This is a genomic window from Anoxybacillus suryakundensis (assembly GCF_001418025.1).
Classification (GTDB): Bacteria; Bacillota; Bacilli; order Bacillales; family Anoxybacillaceae; genus Anoxybacillus; species Anoxybacillus tengchongensis.
In genome coordinates this window covers 37623-59716 of record NZ_LIOK01000013.1, presented here as the reverse complement: position 1 = coordinate 59716, position 22094 = coordinate 37623, and the positions used below count along the sequence as shown (strand labels likewise).

Genomic DNA, 22094 nt, shown 5'->3' with positions numbered 1-22094 from the left:
ACTATATACATCCAATTTAAAATTTTAACCTCTGGTTCACGCAGTACACCCGATGCGGCGCAACACCTCATCCGGGTGTTGTAGAACGTACTGTTCAAAGCGAGTAATGGATTGGGCAATGTCGTTTTGATCCTTGTGAAAAACGTTGGCAATCACCTCATCTTTCAACCACTTCCATAACCGTTCAATCGGGTTCAACTGTGGAGAATACGGCGGCAAAAAGATGAAATGAAAAGCAGCACCTTCCTCGCCATCAAGAAAGGCTTGCACCATCTTGGCATGATGAATGCGCGCATTGTCTAACACAAGCACGAGGAATCGATCGGCATATTTCTCTTTCAATCGGCGCAAAAAGTCCAGGAACGTTTCGGCATTGGCGGATGATGCACGATGAGACACCACATCGCCTTGTTGAACATCGACGGCACCAAAAATGGACACATGGTCATGGTGACCGTAGCTTGGCACTTGTTTTTGATTCCCTACTTCTGCCCATGTCGTACGCAATGCTTGATAGGCACGAACATGTGTCTCATCCACATAAAACAGCATGGCATTCTCGGTAATTAGTTTTTTTTATAAATTCAAGTTCTTTTTGAAAGGCAGCTTGACGCTTGGCGTCTCCTTTGACCAGCTTGTAAGTCGGACGTGTCCATGACAAACGAAGACGATGCAACAACTTACGAATGCCTTCACGTGACATGGAAACGCCATAGGTTTGTTGAATGTAAGATTGTAAAATGCGCGTGTTCCATGATGAAGCGATGCCCCAGCCAGCATCCACAGGTGTAGTAGTTAACACGAGTTGTCTGATTTCTTGTTGTTGTTCTTCCGTAAGAAATGGCACACGACCAGGCGGCAACCGACGATCGAGTAGATGATCGAGCCCACCTTGATTAAAACGTGCAACGTAGAGGGCAACCGATTGACGGCATACGTTGACCATTTTCGCGACATCTTTACCGAGGTGACCTTCCATGACGAGACGAACAGCGGTCACCCGAACGCGAAGCGAAGCATCTTTGATTTTTCGTTCTTGTTTCCGAAGTGTTCGAGGCGTCCAACCGTGATCATTTGTGATTTTCAAACGTTTCATGCCAATTCCGCTCCTTTTGTATAGAAATATTTAGGAGCAGTATAGCCATGAAAAAAGGTGTTCATACAGAAGTCATCGTTTTAAAGTGCATGTATATAGAAGCGAAAATTGATGTTCTCCGACAAGAGACGAACGCACGATTTCAACAGGTAAACGAGAAAATGGATCTTCTTGATCTATCAGACACGCAAGAAACGGTTGATTTGCTTTCTCCTAAAACACTTCAACATGAACGAAAACTTCATCTTTTGTCCAGACAGTCGTAAAATCCATTGACATCTTCATTTTTTTGTTTCATAATTCTGAAAAAGAACATATGTGGAATAAGGCACGGGACGAGTAAACTAGTGAAACATGCAAGGGAGTGGAATCCATAGGCTGGAAGGTTCCTCATGGGCAGCTAGTTGAACCTACCCTATACGGCCGCTTATGCAAACATAAGCCGTTCCCCCAACGTTACAGGGCAAGAGGTGGGCGCATTGCGCCAAAAAAGGTGGTACCGCGGGAACGACGCTTTTCCGTCCTTTTCTATAAGGGCGAAAAAGCGTTTTTTTATTTCAAGGAGGTGAAAAGGTGAAAAAAAAGCGAATCGTTGTCAAAATTGGTAGCAGTTCGTTAACCGAAAAAAATGGCACACTTTCAGAACAAAAGCTTGTTGAACATGTCGAAGCACTTGCTTATATGAAGCAATTAGGACACGATATCATTCTTATCTCATCAGGTGCCGTAGCAGCCGGATTCGGTTTACTTGGGTATCGTTCACGCCCGAAGGCACTCGCTGCAAAACAAGCAGCGGCAGCAGTCGGTCAAGGCTTGCTTATGCAAACATACATTTCCGCCTTTCGTTCGTTCGATATTGTCACAGGGCAGTTGTTGTTAACGCGTGCAGATTTTTACGATCGCGAGCGGTTTCGTAACTTATTTGCGACAATTTCTACATTGTTAGAACGTGGCGTTCTTCCAATTATTAATGAAAACGACTCAATTTCAGTGGAAGAGTTGACGTTCGGAGATAACGATTTATTGTCCGCGCTTGTAGCCGGTTTTTTGCATGCTGATGCTCTTATTATTTTAACGGACATTAATGGGCTATATGACAAACATCCAAATCACCCTGAAGCAAAAAAATATCATTTTCTCTCGGAAATGACTGACGAGCTTATCGAACAAGCTGGCGGTAGCGGATCAGCGGTTGGAACGGGGGGAATGAAATCGAAGCTACTTGCCGCACAAAAAGCTCTTTCTTTTGGTGTCAGCGTCTTTATCGGGACAGGAACAGGAAAAGAAAAAATCAAACATATCTTAGAAGGAAAAGGCGACGGGACGTATATCGGCTCTCCTTTTCAAGAACAGATGCAAATGCGCAAACAATGGATTGCTTATCATTCAAAAGTGTCCGGAACAATTGAAATTGATGAAGGAGCAGAAAATGCCCTTTTACATAAAGGAAAAAGCTTGTTGCCTGCTGGCGTAATCAATGTATTCGGTTCATTTCAAGCGCTTGATGTTGTCAATATTGTGAATCAAAAAGGTGAGGTGATCGCCAGAGGGCAAGTATATTATGCTGCCGACGATTTAGCAAAAGTAAAAGGGCTTGCAAGTGAAGAAGCAAAACGATACTCCTTCCACCGCCGACCAGAAGTCGTTCATCGCGATAACTTAGTATGTTTTAAAAAAACAACAGTCCAATAAACACGAAAAGGAGCGAAAAAAATGAACGAATTACTTACAAAAGCAAAGAAACTAAAACAAGTTTCTAAACGTTTAGCATCATTATCAACGGAAGAAAAAAACAAGGCGCTTGCGATCATCGCGGAAACACTAATTGCGCGAAAATCGTACATTTTAGAAGAGAATGAAAAAGATATGGCAAGTGGAAAAGAAAACGGGCTCTCCCCTTCGTTGCTTGACCGACTACAACTGACGGAAGAACGTATTCACCAAATTGCTGACGGTGTTCGCCAAGTGATTCAGCTACCAGATCCAATCGGCGAAACGATCGAACAATGGACGCGACCAAACGGACTACGATTGAAACAAATTCGCGTACCGCTTGGTGTTGTCGGTATGGTATATGAAGCCCGTCCAAATGTAACAGTCGATGCAGCTAGTCTTTGTTTAAAAACGGGAAATGCCGTCTTGTTGCGCGGTAGCTCGTCCGCCATTCACTCGAATAAAGCGCTCGTATCCGTCATGCAAGAAGCGTTAAAACAATCGTCAGTTCCATCCGATGCGATTCAATTATTAGAAGATACGAGCCGTGAAACAGCACAACACATGTTTCGTTTAAAAGAATATGTGGATGTTCTCATTCCGCGGGGAGGTGCTGGACTTATCCAATCGGTCGTCGAACACGCCACAATTCCTGTGTTAGAAACAGGCGTCGGCAATTGTCATATTTTTATTGACGACTCCGCCGAAAAAGAAATGGCGCTCGATATCGTCATAAACGCTAAACTACAACGTCCGTCTGTCTGCAATGCGGTTGAAACGGTCATCGTTCACGACCAATGGCCATATATAAGTGCGTTGCTTGAAACGCTGCATGAAAAAGGGGTCGAGCTGCGCGGCGACAAGCGGCTCTCGTCTACATATCCGTTCGTCCGTGAAGCGACAGAGGCCGACTGGGCGACTGAATTTTTGGCCCCGATTTTAGCGGTGAAGCTCGTCGAAACGGTCGATGAAGCCATTGAACACATTGAACGCTATGGTACAAAACATTCCGAAGCGATTATTTCTGAAACCGATGAACATGTAGAGCAGTTTTTTGCTCATGTCGATGCCGCTGTATTGTACCATAACGCCTCCACTCGCTTCACCGACGGCGAACAGTTCGGATACGGTGCGGAAATCGGCATTAGCACGCAAAAACTGCACGCCCGCGGTCCAATGGGTTTGTGCGCCATCACGACAACAAAAACGCTCGTGTATGGAAATGGGCAAGTGCGAACATAAACACCAGCCTCTATGTGGGGCTGGTTTTCTCATCCCTTACCGAATCGCTTCTAACACTTCCCTAAATCGCCTAGGCTCGCCATCCCACTTTGCTTCTTCCAATCGCAAAGAAATTGGGATATCGCAATGGATAGTCGCAAGTTTTCGCGACAAATGAAGCAAGTCGAGATGTTCGGTTATTTTTTGTTGCTGTGCTTTCGTTAAATTCGCTACGTTTGCCAAAATTCCTTCAATCGAGCCGTATTGTTGAATGAGTTTAAACGCTTGCTTTTCCCCGATGCCGCGCACACCTGGGTAATTGTCGCTTGCATCACCCATAAGCGCCTTCACATCAATCAGCTGCTGTGGTTGAATCGCTTTTTCTTCGATAAAACGGTTGAATGTATACGCCTCATAGTTGCCGATGCCTTTTCTCAACAAATAGACGGTGACATGCTCGGAAAGCAACTGAAATAAATCACGGTCTCCGGTCATAATCGAAATGCGCATCTCATCACGATATTGCTTCACAAGCGAACCGATGCAATCGTCCGCCTCGGCACCGAGCACACCGATATTCGGAATGCCAAGCATCGCAACCACTTCTTTCGCTAAATCAAACTGCGGCATTAATTCATGCGGCGGCTCGCCACGATTCGCTTTATAGTCTGGAAACCATTCCGTGCGAAACGTCGTACTTCCCATATCCCAACAACAAACGACATGCGTTGGTTGAAGTACATTTGTCGCCGCTTCGATTTGTTTCACTACCCCATATACCGCATTCGTCGGCACCCCACGGCTATTCATCATCCAACGTGGTGCTGTCGCATAAAACGACCGAAACAATAACGCCATTCCATCAATTAATAACAAATGTCCTCGTTCCATCTTCGTTGTCCTTCCTCTATGTATGCACGAAACATAGTATAACATACCCTATAAACAAAACCACCCTATGATAAAGGGTGGCTCACATGAGAAGAAACACGAATCGTTTGTTTTTTTGTTAGCTCTTCATCAACGGTTAACAGCTCTTTTTTCTCCCAGCTGACGAAGTAGTCTTCCCATAAGACGTGGCAACGATCATCCGTCACCTCTAACACAACTCCTCTCGTTCCATCCGTATAGACGACGCAGTCTCCGATATGAAACATGGCGATCACCCTAAACGGAAGACGATGCCGTAGCCGCCGCGTGGATATTCCCATTGAATGTTTTCGTACGGGCAGCCGATGCGACAGCTTCCGCATTCGTGGCATCCTTCATAGCCGACGTGCATCCGAACTTCTTCCCATTTATAGACAGACGCCGGGCAAAAAATTGTACAAATTTTATCGGGGCATTTCGTTAAACAAATGTTGTCATCAAGCACGTGAAGATGCGATTTCGTATCCGCGTTAAAACGGACTAAATATTGCTTTTCTTCAATCGTTTGCGCCTTCATCATTTCATCACCTTCCACGCTTTCATCATATCGCGTGCCAGCTTAAACTTCTGTTTCGTCGAGCCGAGATCACGCCAAATTTTTTGCTGTTTTTCCCATTTTGATGAACCGTCGACCGTAAACATTTGGCTTGCTGCGCGGTTCATCATCGGAATATATTGCTCAAAATATTGCGGGAATCTCTCAAAATGATGCGTCGCGTCTTTATATTTTTTCAAATCTTGCCCGATAAAGCTTTCCATGAGCTTCATTCGGTATTGGTCAAGCATGCTTTCGGAAAAGTCGTCTTGCTCTTTTGCCATAATGATTGTTTCTGCCGCTAACCGACCGGACGTCATCGCCATATTCGACCCTTCGCGATGAATTGCGTTGACGAGTTGCGCCGCATCGCCAACAACGAGCACCCCATTGCCTGCAACTTTCGGAATCGAATGATAGCCTCCTTCTGGAATTAAATGCGCTAAATATTCCACCGGTTCACTACCTTGAATGTACGGGCGAATCATTGGGTGGTTTTTTACATATTCAAGCAGTTCATAAGGCTTGATTTTATGCTTAATTAATCCGGATAAAAGTGTACCAACGCCGATACTAAGCGTGTCTTTATTCGTATATAAAAATCCCGTTCCTAAAATCCCTTTTGTTGCATCGCCGAAAATTTCGATCGTACAGCCTTGATTCGCTTCAAGATTAAACCGATCTTCAATGATGTCTTTATCTAATTTTAAAATTTCCATCGTCGCTAAAGCGACTTCATCTGGCCGCCATTCGCGATGAAAGCCGAGCTGCTTCGCAAGCAACGAGTTGACGCCGTCCGCTAATACGACGACATCCGCATAAATGTCGCCATCTGGTCGATCCGTCCGGACGCCAACCACGCGGCCGTTTTCGACAATACATTCGACCGCTACTGTCTCACATACAAGAAGCGCTCCTTGTTCGACTGCTTTTTCCGCAAACCATTGGTCAAACTTCGCCCGCAATACGGTAAAATTATTGTACGGTTCACGCCCCCATTCTAACCCTTTATAGCTAAACGTGACAGCCGATTCTTTATCCATCATCATAAACCGTTGTTCAACAATCGGGCGTTCTAACGGCGCTTCTTTATAAAACTCTGGAATAATATCTTCCATCATTTTGCGGTACAATACGCCGCCCATAACGTTTTTCGCGCCTGGATATTCGCCGCGTTCTAGAAGCAGCACGTTTACTCCTGCTTTTGCTAGTTCATAGGCACAAGCCGTCCCGGCCGGACCTGCACCAACGACGATACAATCAAATTTTTCAGGCATGGCGGATCTCCTCCTTCACATCGGCAGCTGCTTTTAGCTTCGGAATTTCTTCTTTGAATCGTTCGATTAACAGCGGAACGATTTCAAACGCATCGCCAACAATGCCGTAATGACATGATTGGAAAATCGGTGCGTTCGGGTCTTTATTGATGGCGATAATGAGGTCGGAATTTTGCATACCGACGACGTGTTGAATGGCACCCGAAATGCCGATCGCAAAATAAATTTTCGGCGTCACTGTTACGCCGGTTTGCCCGACTTGGTGATGATGGTCAATCCACCCTGCCTCGACGACATCACGGCTCGCCCCAACTGCACCGCCAAGCACTTCGGCTAGTTGGTGAATGAGTTGGAATCCTTCTTTGCTGCCCATGCCTTTTCCGCCAGCAACAATAATATCCGCTTCATCAATTCTCGCTTTTTTCGTTGCCTCTCTTACAATCTCTAATACTTTCGTCCGCATCTCTTCTTCGCGTAATTCAATGTGTTCTTCCACTATTTTTCCTGTTCTCGACGGATCTTGTGGTAGCGCTTTCATTACTTTTGGACGAACGGTTGCCATTTGCGGACGATATTTTTTACATAAAATCGTCGCCATAATGTTTCCTCCAAATGCCGGACGGCTCGCCAATAATAGCCCGGTGTCTTCCTCAATATCGAGTATCGTTGTGTCGGCCGTTAAGCCCGTCGGTAAATCGGTAGCGATGGCGCTTGCTAAATCTTTTCCAGATGGTGTTGCCCCATATAAAATAACTTCAGGTTTATGTTTATGACAGCAATCTAGTAATGCGCGCATATATGGTTCTGTTCGGTAATGCTCAAAAATCGGATCGTCATATACGTATACAACATCCGCACCGTATTGAAAAAGCGTTGGTGCAATTGTTTTTACACCACTACCAATTAAAACACCAGCGAGTTCTGTTTTCCGTTTATCTGCAAGCGCACGTCCCGCCCCTAATAGTTCTAGCGATACAGGTGCAACGTGTCCATCTTTCACTTCAATGTATATCCATATCCCCCGATAATCATCAAAATTCATCGCTACTCCCCCTATGAAAAAAGCTCTTTTTTCTCAAGTACAATAGATAGAAGTTCGCTCACTTGTTGTTCTTTTGTTCCTGTTAATATTTTTCCACCTTCCGGTTTTGGCGGTGCCCATACTTTTGAAACAATCGTTGGAGACCCTTTTAGTCCTAGTTGTTTGCGGTCAACATTTTCTAAGTCGTCTGCTGTCCAAATCGTTGGTTGGTATCGTGCGGCTTTAATCATGTTTGGCAAAGGTGCAAAGGAGATGTCGTTGATGTCTTTTTCTACGGTAAACAAACAAGGTAACTGCGATTTCACCACTTCATATCCATCTTCTAGTTTGCGATGAACGATCGCATACCCTTTTTCTTTATTTACTTCAACAACTTTGTTTACGCCAGTGAGAGGAGGAATATTTAAACGACGTGCAATGCCTGGCCCGACTTGTCCTGTATCCCCGTCAATCGTCATTTTCCCGCAAATAATAAGGTCAATCGGGCGTTGTTTCGCAATTTTCTCAAGCGCTTTTGTCAATGCATAGCTTGTTGCAAGCGTATCAGCCCCAGCGAATGCTCGATCTGAAATCATATACCCTTCATCTGCCCCAAACTCAATACATTTTTTGATCGCTTTTACTGCTGGTGGAGGACCCATCGTTAAAACAGATACTATTCCACCATATTTCTTTTTTAAACGAACAGCCTCTTCTACCGCATGAGCATCATACGGATTTAAAATTGCAGGTGCGCTTGCACGGTCCATCGTGTTCGTTTTCGGATTCATTTTAATGATTTTCGTATCTGGCACTTGCTTAATACAAGCTACAATATGTAGCATATATTCACCTCCAAATCCATTTAATGTATAAATATTCTAACATAATCAACAAATTCCTCGTAACAACTATCAGAAAATTTACGATTTTGTTCACAAATTTATCGTACCGTTGCACGAATGACGACACCACGACGAACCATTTCTTCAATATAGCGATCGCCCGGAACAATTTGTTCAGGTGGGTATGCTCCGCGCTTTTGAATCGTTCCATCGCCAATCATTTGGGCAACGACAGAAATGGTATATGCAGTGGAACGTGCCATGGCCGTCACATGTTTTTGGCGATCTTTTTCTGTCACCATTTCGTACTCATACACCCTTTCTTTCCCGTCTTTTTCCCCTGCTACAACGACACGCAATAAAACAACATCGTCTTTTTCTTTTAACTCCAAAAGTGGTGTGAGCACTTTCAATAATACATCGCGTGGACGTACGACTATCCCGTCTACCTCCACTTCATAATCGCGACGTGTTAGTTGTAAATCAACAAGGAGTTGAAATTTTTCCGCATGACCTGGATAGCGAATGGTTTTATATTCTAAACATTTTACATTCGGGTAGGAACGCGGCAACGTTGATGTTCCTCCTGATGTATGAAACGCTTCAAGTGGTCCGAAACGTTCAAAATAAATCGTTTCGATTTCTGATAAAGACGGTACTTGTTGTTTTTGTCCATCACGAATAATTAAGGATGGATCGGTGTAATGATCGAGTAAACCTTCAAGCGAAAAGACGTGATTGTATCCAAGCGGTGGCTCTGGTCGAAGCGGAATGCCACCAACATATAATTTAATGGTATGAACGCGATCAAGTTTACTTGCTCCATATCCTGTTAAAATATTAATCATTCCTGGAGCAACGCCTAAATCGGGAATTAACGTGACTCCTGCTCGTTTTGCTTGCTCATGTAAAGCGAGAACCCGGTCGGTCACATGTCCGATATGGCCACCTAAGTCTACGGCGTGTACACCCGTTTTAATAGCTGCTTTCGCTACGTTTTCATTAAACGTATAAAAGAGCGCATTAATAGCTACATCATGTCCTTGCATAGCAGCTTGCAATTCTTGGTCATTTGCTGCGTTCACTCGCTTTACTTTTACTTTTGTTGATGACAACGAATGTTGGATCTCTTTTGCTTTTTCTTCATCGACATCAGCAAGCGTCACCGATGACACCGCTTGCTGTTCAATTAAATCGCGTACAGCTTCTTTCCCCATTAAACCTGCCCCAAGAACAATGACATTCATCTTTCAACCTCCTCACACATCAATTTGTGCACGTTGTAATTTACCACTATAGTCAACGTAAATGCTTTTCCACTCCGTAAACACATCAAGTGCAGCTACACCTGAATCACGATGCCCATTCCCTGTTCCTTTCGTTCCACCGAACGGCAAGTGGATTTCTGCCCCTGTCGTTCCCGCGTTAACGTACACAATTCCTGTATCGAAATCGCGCATCGCTGTAAAAGCTCGGTGAATATCACGTGTAAAAATGGCACTCGAAAGTCCATAATCAACGCTGTTATTGACTTCAATCGCTTCTTCTAAACTGCGAACACATATGATCGATGCGACTGGACCGAAAATTTCTTCACGTGCAATAGTCATTGTTGGTGTGACGTTTGTAAACAATGTTGGGGCATAATAAAACCCGCCTTTATACTGATCACCTTGCATGATATAGCCTCCTGCAAGCAACGTTGCTCCTTCGTTTTTCCCGATTTGAACGTAATGATGAATTTTTTGCAATGCCTCTTGATTAATAACTGGTCCAACTTTCACTCCTTCCTCTAGGCCGTTTCCAACCGTTAATGTGTTCATCGCCGCGAGTAAACGTTCTTCCAATTGTTGTTTCACACGTTCATGAACGATAATTCGACTGCATGCAGTACAGCGTTGCCCAGACGTACCAAAAGCGCTCCATATGATCGCCTCCACAGCAAGTGAGATATCAGCATCGTCCATGACGATAATGGCGTTTTTCCCACCCATTTCAAGCGATACTTTTTTCAACTGACGGCCGCACGTTTCGGCAATTCGTTTCCCGACTTCATTGGATCCTGTAAACGAAATCACTTTGACATTTGGATGTTTAACAACCGCTTCGCCAACAATAGAACCGCGTCCATGTACAACATTGAATACACCATTTGGTAATCCGGCCTGCTCGAATATTTGCGCAAGTTGCTGTGCCATCATTGGTGTTTCAAGCGCGGGTTTCCAAACGACTGCATTTCCGGTAACGATTGCAGGAAACGACTTCCACGTTGCGATCGCAATTGGAAAGTTCCACGGAGTAATTAAACCGACGACGCCAATCGGGGCGCGAACGCTCATCGCAAACTTATTCGGCAACTCTGACGGAGTTGTATCACCAAATAACCGTCTACCTTCTCCTGCCATGTAAAACGCCATATCAATCCCTTCCTGCACTTCACCACGCGCTTCTTCAATGACCTTTCCCATTTCCATCGTTAATAGGCGAGCAATTTGTTCTTTCCGTTCCTGTAGCAACATACCGACTTTATAAAGCACTTCAGCACGCTTCGGTGCAGGAACGAATGCCCATGTTTTCTGTGCCCGTTTCGCCGCCAACACCGCCTGTTCCACATCTTGCTCATTTGAGATCGTCACTTCTCCAATACTTTCACCGTTAGCTGGATTAATAATTGGAACAAACTGCTCACTTATAGACGGCATCCATCGTCCATCAATATAGTTTAATACTTTCATTGTTTTCCTCCTCTCACTTGTTCAACTGTTAAAAATGGAGATAATACGTGCCGATCTGTTATCACTTCGATGACAGTCGGCTTATTGCTTTGAAGTGCCTTGGTGAGCGCATGTGAAAATTGTTCTCCGCTTTCTACACGTATACCATCAGCTCCGAGGCTATGTGCTACGTTTGCGAACGATATATTGCTTAAGTCTGTTCCGATGACGCGGTTTGGATAACGGAGCTCTTGGTACATACGAATCGTTCCATACATTTGATTGTTAAATACGATACTAATGATAGGAATGTTGTATCGAACGGCCGTTTCTAGTTCTTGCATCGTCATCATAAACCCACCATCCCCACTCAACGAAATGACCGAACGATGCGGATGAGCTAATTTTGCACCAATGGCTGCGGGTAGTCCATAACCCATCGCTCCTGACGTTGGTCCAATATATGTATGTTGCTGAAATTGAAAAAATAAATGAAGCCAACTTGCGAAATTGCCAGCATCATTTGTAATAATCGAGTTTGAGGGGAGAAGGTGTTGGATGTCATCAATGACACTCTCATTTATGTTACGTTTAACGGGTGAAAGCGATGATGCTTGTTCATACGCTTTTCGTCGTTCTTTTGTCCACGCCGCCCAGGTTGGTTGAAGCTTAATGGTAAGCAATCGCTGTAAAACTTCTTTCGCATCAGAAACAATTCCAATGTGTGGGGAATATGTCACACCGATAACATCGTAATCAATGTCGATATGGATGAGTTGTTGCGTTGATAATAACTTATAATCTTGTGTCGTCACTTCTGACAACCGTGTACCGATTGCTAAAACAACATCGGCTTGTTCAACTGTTTCAATAATCACTCGATGCGTTCCTAAACCGAGATGACCAACATACAGCGAATGATCGTTTGGAAATACATCATGCCGACGAAAAGACGCCATAACTGGAAGCGACCATTTTTCAGCGAACAAACGAAGAACATCGGTAGCTTTTGAACGTATAACCCCTCCACCGGCAATGACAACTGGACGCTGTGCTGACTGTAGCAATTGCTCGATACGCCCAACGTCTTCTTCGTTTGGTGCTGGTTTTGGAACAAATGTTTTAGAAAATTTGACATCATGAATTTGTTCATGAAGAATATCTTCAGGAAGCGAAACGACAACTGGACCAGGTCTCCCTGTTTGTGCGATTCGAAACGCCCTTGTTAGCAATTCTGGTAATCTTTTTGCGTCGTCAATTTCTACCGCCCATTTTGCTAGCGGGCGAAAAAACGCTTCAACATCTACCTCTTGAAATCCTTCACGTCCCCGAAACGATCGTGCAACTTGTCCTAATAATACAACCATCGGCGTTGAATCTTGCTTCGCTGTATGAATACCGATGGCAGCATTCGTCGCCCCTACCGCTCTCGTTGCCATGACGACACCAACTTTTCCGCTTGCCTTCGCATATCCTTCTGCCATAAAGGCAGCTCCGCCTTCATGACGAGCAGAAATGAGCTCGATCATCTGTTCAGAAAAAAGGGCATCAAGAATCGGCAAATAACTTTCCCCTGGCACGCAAAAAACGTGAGAAATGTCCTCGCTTTTCAAACATTGAACGATCACCTCAGCTACATTCACCACAATCCCTCCTTTCTTTTTGTATCATGTATACACAAATGAATTTGTTTTATGACCTTGCAAACAAAAAGAGGCGCATATTCGCTCCTCTACATTCGATGTACATGTTCTGTTCGTTCCATCACTTTTTTCTTTATTCGTTCGATAAAAAATGCACCAATGACCCACCATCCAATAAATATGAGCCACTCATATGGCCAGACGAGCTGCGATGGCATACCTGGCATGTATAAAACAATAAATCCGATCGACAACACGAGTGCAATCCAACCAACAGCTGGCGATTTCCCCACTTGGAATGGCCGTGGCATATTTGGTTCTTTTTTACGCAATGCGATAAATGACCAAGCAACAAGGAAATAAGCGATGATGATCGAAAAACCTCCCGCATCTACAAGCCAAACGAGCATTGGTCTGCCAAGTAGAGGAGCAAACGTGGCGAGCGTTCCAATGAATAAAACAGCGTTTGATGGTGTTTTGTATATTGGGTGAATGTGGGCAAACCATTGTGGAAGAAATCCTTCTTTTGCTATTGCATAAAGCACGCGACTACCACCGATAATAAATGCGTTCCAACTTGTCAAAATACCAGCTAATCCACCAATAATAAGTACTTTTGAAAAAAACGAACTACCTAATGCAGCTGCCATTGCATCCGCTGTTGGAAGAGATGAATTTGTTAACACATCGTCTGGTAAAATGTAAGATACCGCAAACACAACGGCGACATAAAACAAAACAGCTAGAGCGACGGACAAAATAAGAAGTTTCCCAATAGACCGTTGTGGGATTTTCATTTCCTCCGCTGTTTGAGGAATAACGTCAAAGCCGACAAACATAAATGGTGTCATCACCAACACAGCGAGCAAGCCAGCGGAACCGTCTTTAAATAACGGCTGCAAATTTGCTGTTTCTCCGTTTACAAGCGAACCACCTAAAAGCGCCATGCCGACAAGAAAAATGACAAACGTTAATACAACTTGTAAGAAAGCGGCACTTTTTACGCCACGATAGTTGATCCACGTAATAATGACGGAACCGAGCATACCAACCATCACCCACGAGGCGTTTACCTCCCACCCCGCAATCGTCCAAAGGTAACCAAATTTAAATGTTGGAAATAAATATTCAATAACGGTTGGAAGCGCAACGGCTTCAAACGCTACAACCGATAAATAACCAAGGGCAATGGCCCAGGCAGCGATAAACGAAGCTTTAGGACCGAGAGCACGCAAAACGAAATAATGTTCCCCCCCTACTTTCGGCATAGCTGATGACAACTCCGCATACGTTAAACCGACAAAAATAACGAGAATTCCCCCAATTAAAAAGGCGATGATAGCCCCGAGTGCACCTGCACTCGTGATCCACGTACCTGAGAGTACAACCCATCCCCAACCGATCATCGCACCAAATGCCAATAACAACACATCGAGTTTCGTTAGTACTTTGTGAAACTGTTGATCCATCACATGTCCCCCTTTCACATTTTTGGATGCGGTCGAATAGAAATCGTTTGATACGCTGTAAAAAACTCCATGGCCGCTTGCCCTTGTTCACGCGTACCTGAGCTTGATTGCTTCATCCCGCCAAACGGGGCTTGCGGTTCTGCACCTCCTGTTTCACCGTTCACTTGCACCATGCCCGCTTCGATATGTTCAATAAAGTAAAGCGCTTTCGATAAGTTATTTGTAAATAATGAAGCGCTTAAACCGTAAATGCTGTCGTTTGCCATGTCAATTGCTTCATCAATAGATGCTGCTTCTACAATTGACAACACAGGCCCAAATATTTCTTCTCTCGCGATGGTAGCGTGATGAGAAACAGAGTCAAATACAGTTGGCTCAATATACCAACCTATATCATCGCTAGCACCTCCTCCAACAAGCAACCGCCCTTCTTGTTTTCCGATATGGATATAGCGCTGAACGGTTTCAAATTGTCCTTTCGAAACAACCGGTCCCATCGTCACTTGATCATTCATCCCATTGCCGACACGAATGCGTTTCACATGTTCAATCACACGTTCTCGAAATACGTCCATGACTTCTTTTTCAACAAATACCCGACTCGTTGCTGTACAACGTTGTCCAGTTTGTTTCATTGCTCCTTCCACGACAAGTCGAGCAGCAAAATCGACATCTGCATCACTTAAAACGATGGCTGGATTTTTTCCACCGAGCTCAAGTTGATATTTCGCCCCACGAGCTGCCGCTTTTTTCGCAATTTCACTACCAATCGCATTCGAACCAGTAAACGTAATCGCATCAACCCCATCATGCTCAACAATCGCATCGCCGATGGAACTACCGCGACCAACAACGAAGTTTAAAACACCTGGAGGTAGCCCTGCTTCTGCAAACAATTCAACAATGCGAGCGCCAGTCGCACTTGCTTCTAGCGCAGGCTTAAATACGACCGTATTACCGTAAACGAGAGCAGGAGCGATTTTCCAGACCGGAATGGCGAGCGGAAAATTCCACGGAGCAATGACTGCGACAACACCGACAGGAACACGCTTTGTAAAAAATAAGTTTTTAGCATCAAACGATGGTAGAACTTCACCAATTTTCCGCAATCCTTCCCCGGCATAATAACGTAAAATAGCCGCGCTGCGATACACTTCTCCTTTCGTTTCAGCAAAACGTTTCCCCATTTCTTTTGTAGCCAATTGTGCCAATTCATTTGCATGTTGCTCAAATAAATAGGCGACTTTTTGTAAGTACGCGCCACGTTCTGGCGCCGCTGTTTGCGCCCATGTTTTCTTTGCTTTCACCGCAGCCAACACTGCCTCATCTACATCATGAATAGATGAACCAGCGACAACGGCAATAAGCTCTTTTTTGTCTGCTGGATTGTAGCGTTCAATCATTTCATTTCTTCCTTCGATCCATTGTCCATCGATACAATTTTTCACTTCACGCATCATTTCACCACCTTTTGTTGCACGTCTGCTAGTAAGTCGCGCAAAACCGAAAAGCCACGCTCTAACTGTTCATCCGTCATGACGAGCGGTGGTAAAAAGCGAACGACGTTACTATACAATCCAGCACTTAAAAAAATCGCCCCACGCTTCCACGCTTGAGAAACAATATATGCCGTTTGTTCTTTCGCCGGCGTTTTTTGATTACGATCAGTCACAAGTTCAATCGCGCACATCGCTCCAAGTCCACGTACGTCCCCAATAATGTCAAACTGTTGCTTCATTTCTGTTAAAAGCGTCATCATTTTTTCACCCAAATGACGGGCACGCTCAATGAGCTGTTCTTCTTCGATCACATCTAAAACGGCTAATGCAGCGGCACATGCAAGCGGACTTCCAGAAAACGTACCGCCAAGCTGACCAACTTCTGGTGCATCCATTATTTCGCTTCGGCCAACGACCGCACTAATCGGTACACCCGCCCCCATCGACTTTGACAACGTCATTAAATCAGGCGCTACTCCAAAGTGCTCCATCGCAAACATGCGACCTGTTCGCGCAAAACCCGTTTGGATTTCATCCGCAATCATGACAATGCCATGTTCATCACAAATACGACGAATGGCTTGCATAAATGTTGCGGATGGAACGACAAATCCTCCTTCTCCTTGAACAGGTTCAATAATGATTGCTGCCACGTGATCAGGTGCCACTTCAGCGACGAAAAATTGTTGCAATGCTTCAATGAGTCGTTCATCCACTTCATCTGCCGTTTGACCGTTTGCACGGTAATAGTATGGATATGGAAATTTATAAACTTCTGGTGCGAACGGACCGAACCCTTTTTTATACGGCATGACTTTACTTGTCAGCGACATCGTCAGTAGCGTCCGACCATGGTATCCCCCTGTAAACGACACAATCGCAGGACGACCCGTATATTTCCTTGCAATTTTCACTGCATTTTCAACAGCTTCTGCTCCACTATTTAAAAAGATCGTTTTTTTCGGGAAATCGCCCGGTGTTAACTGATTCAATTTTTCTGCTAATAACACATACGATTCATAAGGTGTCACGTGAAAACAAGGGTGAATAAACGCTGCTGCTTGTTGCTGAATGGCAGCGACGACTTTCGGGTGACAATGTCCGACATTTTGTACCCCAATTCCTCCAGCAAAGTCAATGTATTCGCGACCGTCTATGTCGCGAATGACCGCCCCCTTCGCTTCTTTAATAAAAATTTCTGCCACATTATACGGGGCTCGCGCAACTGCCTCTTTTCTTCGTTCCATCCAATTCGACATCATCTCTCCTCCTTCGACAAATAAAAAGCCAGTTTAATCATCGTAATGACACAATGACTAAACTGGCTGGTGCTTATGTGCTTCTCGTCGATGAGACGAGTAAAATAAGCTCCACAGTTTTTTTGCTTATTTGCCTCTATTTTAAGACAATCTTTTTCTTTTTGTCAAACTATTTTTAAAATAAAAAATATTTACAAAATAAACATGTTGTTTTATACTGAAAGTAGCTAACCCCACCAAACAACGAACCGTTTGGCTTCGGGTAGCACAACGTCACTATTTCTTAAAGAACTGTTCCGATTCGACCGACTTTTCTTTTCGAAAGGCACGCTCGAATCGTTCATGCCAGTTCCTTTCCTATATGTTTTTAGGAAGGAACTGGTTTTTTTATTATAAAAGTATGGAGGTGAACAAATGACGGGGGCTCTAGATGGCATTCGTATTCTTGATTTAACGCGCGTTCTTGCAGGTCCATATGCCACGATGATTTTAGGTGATCTTGGGGCAGATGTCATTAAAGTTGAAGCACCCGGTGGATCGGATGATACACGATTTTGGGGACCACCGTTCCAAAACGGCATGAGCGCTTACTATGCAGCTGTCAATCGAAATAAGCAAAGCATGACTGTCAATTTAAAAGAAGAAAGCGGGAAAGAAACGATTCGTCAACTCGCACAAACAGCCGATGTCATCATTCACAATTTTAAAACCGGAACGATGGAACGGCTCGGACTTGGATATGATGATTTATCCTCCATCAATCCGAAACTCATTTACTGTTCCATTACCGGATTTGGTGAAACAGGTCCATATCGCCATTTAGCTGGCTACGATTATATCATTCAAGCGATGAGCGGTTGGATGAGTATTAACGGTACAGAACAATCCGGTCCGTTAAAAGTCGGTGTCGCTGTTACAGATATTTTTACAGGTTTATATGCCGCCATTGCCGTACAAGCAGCGCTCATCGCTCGGGAAAAAACAGGGAATGGACAAAAAATTGATTTAAGTTTATTTGACTGTGCCATTAGCGCACTTGTCAACGTCGCATCGAACTATTTAATGTCGGGTGAAGTACCAAAGCCGTTAGGAAACGATCATCCGAATATCGTGCCGTATTCAACGTATGAAGCAAAAGATGGTTTGCTTGTTGTCGCTGTCGGAAACGACCGACAATTTCAAGCATTATGTGAATTATTAGAAGATCAAGCAATTGGCGCAGATGAACGGTTTCGAACAAATGCCGGTCGAGTCGCCCATCGTCATGAATTAAATCATCGCCTAAACAATGAGTTAAAAAAGAAAACACGCGCAGAATGGCAACGATTATTTGAACAAAAAAGCATTCCTTGTGGTCCTGTGCATACGCTCGATCAAGTGTTCCAACATCCGCAGACGCTCGCACGCAATATGATTATTCGCATGGATCACCCAGATGTCGGTGAGTTAAAACTTGTCGGAACACCGCTAAAGTTTTCACATACACCGGTCACATATCGATTAGCACCACCGCTCGCAGGAGAACATAACCATTTATTTATTGAAGGAGGAAGCAAACATGATGAACTTTGATTTCACACAAGAACAAGAAATGTTAAGACAAACCGTAAGAAAATTTGTTGATAAAGAAATTTTACCTCATATGAAGGAATGGGATGAACGAGGCTATTTTGATCCAAACATTTTGAAGCGTTTAGCGGAATTAAACTTAATGGGTGTATGTATCCCTGAACAATATGGTGGAATGGGGATGGATTACAATTCGTTAGCTATTGTTTGTGAAGAGCTAGAACGTGGGGATACAGCATTTCGCACCGCTGTTTCTGTCCATATCGGGCTCAATAGTTTAACGTTACTTCAATGGGGAACAGAGGAGCAAAAACAAAAGTATCTCGTCCCACAAGCAAAAGGAGAAAAAATTGGTGCGTTCGGATTAACCGAGCCGAACGCTGGTTCAGATGTTGCAGCTATTTCGACAACAGCTGTGCGTGATGGAGATGACTACATTTTAAACGGTCAAAAAACGTGGATTTCGCTTTGTGACATCGCTGACCATTTTATCGTTTTTGCTTACACAGACAAATCGAAAAAACATCGTGGCATTTCTGCTTTTATTGTTGAACGTACAATGCCTGGTTTTTCATCGCGTGCCATTAAAGGAAAGCTCGGCATTCGCGCAGGCAATACAGGCGAGTTATTTTTCGACAACGTACGCGTCCCGAAAGAAAATTTGCTTGGAGAAGAAGGAGAAGGATTTAAAATTGCCATGTCCGCGCTCGATAATGGACGATTTACTGTTGCCGCCGGAGCGTGCGGCTTAATTATGGCTTGTTTAGAGGCAAGCGTGAAATATTGTCACGAACGAAAAACGTTCGGAAAAGAAATTGGTCGTCATCAACTCGTACAACAAATGATCGCAAATATGGAAGCAGGCTTACAAATGAGCCGCTTGCTCGTGTATAAAGCAGGGTTTTTAAAAAATAAAGGAAGACGAAATACGCGCGAAACGTCGCTAGCGAAATGGATAGCGTGCGACTTTGCCAACAAAGCGGCTGACGATGCCGTACAAATTCACGGAGCGTACGGCTATTCAAATGAATATCCAGTCGAACGATATTTACGCAATTCCAAAGCTCCAGTCATTTACGAAGGAACGCGCGAAATTCATACGATTATGCAAGCAGAGTACGTCCTTGGCTATCGTCAAGACAAACCGCTCCGAAACATGCTTCCAGCTTGGGAAGAAAAATAGAAGGTGCCCAACGCACCTTCTATTTTTCTGTATGCATCTTTTCTTCTAGTTTACAATATTGTTTATACAAATCTTTTAATGCTGCACATAGCGCCTGGTTTGCCTTTCCTAAATATCCTTCGTGCAATTGAGCAAGTGGCTCGTCGATTCCATCTTTTAACGAATGACCTTTTAATAACCGTGCCACATAATCACGACCGTGCTCTGTCGCTAACGTACAAGAAGCATCAACGATGACGCCATACTTTTTATCTACTTCAGCCGTAATCGTAAGCGTATCAAACACGCTTTTTGCTGCCATTCCTGAAGGCAATCGAGCATGACCGGCAATAAATTGCGTATTCATTCCTTCCCCCCCATCATCCCTTTACTTCCTAATTATAATGGAGGCTTGTGTGATTGTTATAAACAACTTTTCGACAAAATCAGCTAAATTTTCATAATTCCGCCTGTGCTTGCGGATGTTACGAGTTTTGAATAACGTGCTAAGTAACCTGTTTTCACTTTTGGTTCAAACTCTTTCCAGCTTGCTTTTCGCTTTTCCCACTCCTCTTCTGGAACGAGGACGTCAATTGTTCGCTTCACAATATCAATGACAATATGATCCCCATTTTGTACAAAAGCGATTGGACCACCTTCAGCTGCTTCAGGGGATACGTGTCCGATGGATAAGCCTCGAGATGCGCCAGAGAAACGACCGTCCGTAATGAGTGCTACTTTCGTGCCTAATCCCATACCGACGATTTGCGATGTCGGCGCTAACATTTCTGGCATGCCCGGTCCGCCTTTTGGTCCTTCGTAACGAATGATGACGACATGGCCCGGTTGTACTTTTCCTGCCGCAATGCCTTCCAGTGCTTCCTCTTGAGAATCAAATACGATCGCTGGTCCTTCGTGGCGTGTAATGCCACCTTGAATGCCGCCGGTTTTAATAATCGCACCATCTGGGGCTAAATTGCCAAACAATACAGCTAGTCCACCTGTTTCTGAATACGGATTGTCAATTGGACGAATGACTTCATAGTTTTTCACTTCACACCCTGCAATGTTTTCACCGAGCGTTTTTCCCGACACCGTCAATGCATCTAAATGAAGTGTACCTTCTTTTTTCGACAATTCATGTAATACAGCAGACACTCCACCTGCTTCATGTAAGTCTTCAATATGCATATCGGATGCTGGTGCGAGTTTTGCTAAATGTGGTACGCGGGCCGCAACTTCATTAATGCGCTCAAGCGGATAATGAATGCCTGCTTCATTCGCGATCGCTAACGTATGTAGCACCGTATTTGTTGAACCACCGAGAGCCATGTCGAGCGCAAACGCGTTATCAATCGCTTTTTCAGTTACAATATCGCGCGGTTTAATATCATGCTCGATTAAATACATTAACTGTTGAGCAGAGCGGCGAACGAATTCTTTTCGCGCCGGATCAATCGCTAAAATCGTTCCGTTGCCAGGGAGTGCTAAACCGAGCGCTTCAGCTAAACAGTTCATTGAATTGGCTGTAAACATTCCTGAACAAGAACCGCACGTTGGACAGCCATACTGTTCCAACTCTTGTAATCCTTTTTCATCAATTTTCCCTGCTTGATATGCGCCAACGCCTTCAAATACAGACGAGAGAGAAATTTTTTTGCCATCGCTCGTGACTCCAGCCTTCATCGGTCCTCCGCTCACGAAAATGGTCGGAATGTTTAAACGCATTGCTGCCATCATCATACCGGGCGTAATTTTATCACAGTTCGGAATGCAGACCATGCCATCAAACCAATGAGCAGAGACGACTGTTTCAACGGAATCAGCAATAATTTCACGGCTCGGCAACGAATAGCGCATGCCGATATGCCCCATCGCGATGCCATCATCGACTCCGATCGTATTCATTTCAAACGGTACCCCACCTGCCTCACGAATCGCTTCTTTAACGATTTTCCCAAACTCTTGTAAATGAACATGTCCTGGAATAATATCAATATACGAATTGACGACGGCAATAAACGGTTTATGAAAATCTTCTTCTTTCACTCCTGCTGCGCGCAATAAACTACGATGTGGTGCGCGATCGAATCCCTTTTTAATCATATCGCTACGCAAAACAAATCCCTCCATTTTTTCTG

Annotated in this window: 21 protein-coding genes; 5 read left to right on the top strand and 16 right to left on the bottom strand. The window is 44.3% G+C overall.

The features are described from left to right. Positions 1-36: 36 nt before the first annotated feature. Both ASC42_RS14370 and ASC42_RS14365 read right to left on the bottom strand, forming a co-directional pair. Positions 37-540, bottom strand: a complete 504-nt coding sequence (locus tag ASC42_RS14370) for an IS630 family transposase (RefSeq protein ID WP_280790531.1) — start codon at positions 538-540, stop codon at positions 37-39. Continuing rightward, on the bottom strand, positions 533-1096 hold the full coding sequence (locus ASC42_RS14365; protein WP_055441625.1) for an IS630 family transposase: 564 nt from the start codon (positions 1094-1096) through the stop codon (positions 533-535). Before ASC42_RS14365 ends, ASC42_RS14370 begins: the two co-directional genes overlap by 8 nt. Before the next feature lie 47 nt (positions 1097-1143). On the opposite strand from ASC42_RS14365, the gene ASC42_RS10005 reads away from it, so the two are divergent. The 3 genes from ASC42_RS10005 to ASC42_RS09995 all read left to right on the top strand — a co-directional run bounded on the left by ASC42_RS10005 (position 1144) and on the right by ASC42_RS09995 (position 4051). Next, positions 1144-1362, top strand: coding sequence for a hypothetical protein (locus ASC42_RS10005; protein WP_055441624.1), 219 nt, complete (start codon positions 1144-1146; stop codon positions 1360-1362). A 307-nt stretch (positions 1363-1669) separates the two neighbouring features. Further along, positions 1670-2788, top strand: coding sequence for a glutamate 5-kinase (gene proB, locus ASC42_RS10000; RefSeq protein ID WP_055441623.1), 1119 nt, complete (start codon positions 1670-1672; stop codon positions 2786-2788). Between the two features lie 21 nt (positions 2789-2809). Then, complete coding sequence (locus ASC42_RS09995) at positions 2810-4051, top strand: glutamate-5-semialdehyde dehydrogenase (protein ID WP_055441622.1); 1242 nt, start codon at positions 2810-2812, stop codon at positions 4049-4051. A 36-nt stretch (positions 4052-4087) separates the two neighbouring features. Here the strand turns inward: ASC42_RS09995 and ASC42_RS09990 are convergent, their stop codons facing one another. The 12 genes from ASC42_RS09990 to gabT all read right to left on the bottom strand — a co-directional run bounded on the left by ASC42_RS09990 (position 4088) and on the right by gabT (position 17222). After that, positions 4088-4921 carry a 5'-3' exonuclease gene (locus ASC42_RS09990; RefSeq protein WP_055441621.1) on the bottom strand — a complete coding sequence of 278 codons (834 nt, stop codon included), beginning with the start codon at positions 4919-4921 and terminating at the stop codon, positions 4088-4090. 65 nt (positions 4922-4986) lie between these two features. Then, positions 4987-5187, bottom strand: coding sequence for a hypothetical protein (locus ASC42_RS09985; protein ID WP_055441620.1), 201 nt, complete (start codon positions 5185-5187; stop codon positions 4987-4989). Positions 5188-5192: 5 nt separating this feature from the next. Further along, positions 5193-5480: a ferredoxin family protein gene (locus ASC42_RS09980; RefSeq protein WP_055441619.1), complete on the bottom strand. Its 288-nt coding sequence runs from the start codon at positions 5478-5480 to the stop codon at positions 5193-5195. Continuing rightward, the gene (locus ASC42_RS09975; protein ID WP_055441618.1) at positions 5477-6772 is read right to left on the bottom strand and encodes an FAD-dependent oxidoreductase; all 1296 of its coding nucleotides are present in this window, start codon (positions 6770-6772) and stop codon (positions 5477-5479) included. Before ASC42_RS09975 ends, ASC42_RS09980 begins: the two co-directional genes overlap by 4 nt. Then, on the bottom strand, positions 6765-7814 hold the full coding sequence (locus tag ASC42_RS09970) for an electron transfer flavoprotein subunit alpha/FixB family protein (RefSeq protein WP_055441617.1): 1050 nt from the start codon (positions 7812-7814) through the stop codon (positions 6765-6767). The genes ASC42_RS09975 and ASC42_RS09970 overlap by 8 nt, the downstream gene beginning before the upstream one ends. Positions 7815-7825: 11 nt before the next feature. Further along, on the bottom strand, positions 7826-8638 hold the full coding sequence (locus ASC42_RS09965; protein WP_055441616.1) for an electron transfer flavoprotein subunit beta/FixA family protein: 813 nt from the start codon (positions 8636-8638) through the stop codon (positions 7826-7828). A 98-nt stretch (positions 8639-8736) separates the two neighbouring features. After that, the gene (locus ASC42_RS09960; RefSeq protein ID WP_055441615.1) at positions 8737-9885 is read right to left on the bottom strand and encodes a saccharopine dehydrogenase family protein; all 1149 of its coding nucleotides are present in this window, start codon (positions 9883-9885) and stop codon (positions 8737-8739) included. Positions 9886-9897: 12 nt separating this feature from the next. Beyond that, complete coding sequence (locus ASC42_RS09955; RefSeq protein WP_055441614.1) at positions 9898-11373, bottom strand: aldehyde dehydrogenase family protein; 1476 nt, start codon at positions 11371-11373, stop codon at positions 9898-9900. After that, a complete protein-coding gene (locus tag ASC42_RS09950) occupies positions 11370-12995 on the bottom strand; it encodes a thiamine pyrophosphate-binding protein (RefSeq protein ID WP_055441613.1) in 1626 nt (541 codons plus the stop codon). Before ASC42_RS09950 ends, ASC42_RS09955 begins: the two co-directional genes overlap by 4 nt. Before the next feature lie 89 nt (positions 12996-13084). Continuing rightward, positions 13085-14464: an APC family permease gene (locus ASC42_RS09945; RefSeq protein WP_055441612.1), complete on the bottom strand. Its 1380-nt coding sequence runs from the start codon at positions 14462-14464 to the stop codon at positions 13085-13087. Between the two features lie 14 nt (positions 14465-14478). Then, positions 14479-15921, bottom strand: a complete 1443-nt coding sequence (locus tag ASC42_RS09940; RefSeq protein WP_209424242.1) for an aldehyde dehydrogenase family protein — start codon at positions 15919-15921, stop codon at positions 14479-14481. Next, positions 15921-17222 carry a 4-aminobutyrate--2-oxoglutarate transaminase gene (gene gabT / locus ASC42_RS09935; protein ID WP_055441610.1) on the bottom strand — a complete coding sequence of 434 codons (1302 nt, stop codon included), beginning with the start codon at positions 17220-17222 and terminating at the stop codon, positions 15921-15923. Before gabT ends, ASC42_RS09940 begins: the two co-directional genes overlap by 1 nt. Before the next feature lie 414 nt (positions 17223-17636). Between gabT and ASC42_RS09930 the strand changes: the two genes are divergently transcribed. Continuing rightward, the gene (locus ASC42_RS09930) at positions 17637-18794 is read left to right on the top strand and encodes a CaiB/BaiF CoA transferase family protein (RefSeq protein ID WP_055441609.1); all 1158 of its coding nucleotides are present in this window, start codon (positions 17637-17639) and stop codon (positions 18792-18794) included. Beyond that, complete coding sequence (locus ASC42_RS09925; RefSeq protein ID WP_209424241.1) at positions 18781-19974, top strand: acyl-CoA dehydrogenase family protein; 1194 nt, start codon at positions 18781-18783, stop codon at positions 19972-19974. Before ASC42_RS09930 ends, ASC42_RS09925 begins: the two co-directional genes overlap by 14 nt. A gap of 19 nt (positions 19975-19993) precedes the next feature. Here ASC42_RS09925 and ASC42_RS09920 read toward each other — a convergent pair whose 3' ends face one another. Both ASC42_RS09920 and ilvD read right to left on the bottom strand, forming a co-directional pair. Next, entirely contained in the window at positions 19994-20320 is a 327-nt protein-coding gene (locus ASC42_RS09920) for a DUF3870 domain-containing protein (protein WP_032101467.1), read from the bottom strand. An 83-nt stretch (positions 20321-20403) separates the two neighbouring features. Next, positions 20404-22086 (bottom strand): dihydroxy-acid dehydratase, encoded by a 1683-nt coding sequence (ilvD, locus tag ASC42_RS09915; protein ID WP_055441608.1) that lies wholly within the window; start codon positions 22084-22086, stop codon positions 20404-20406. Positions 22087-22094 lie beyond the last annotated feature (8 nt).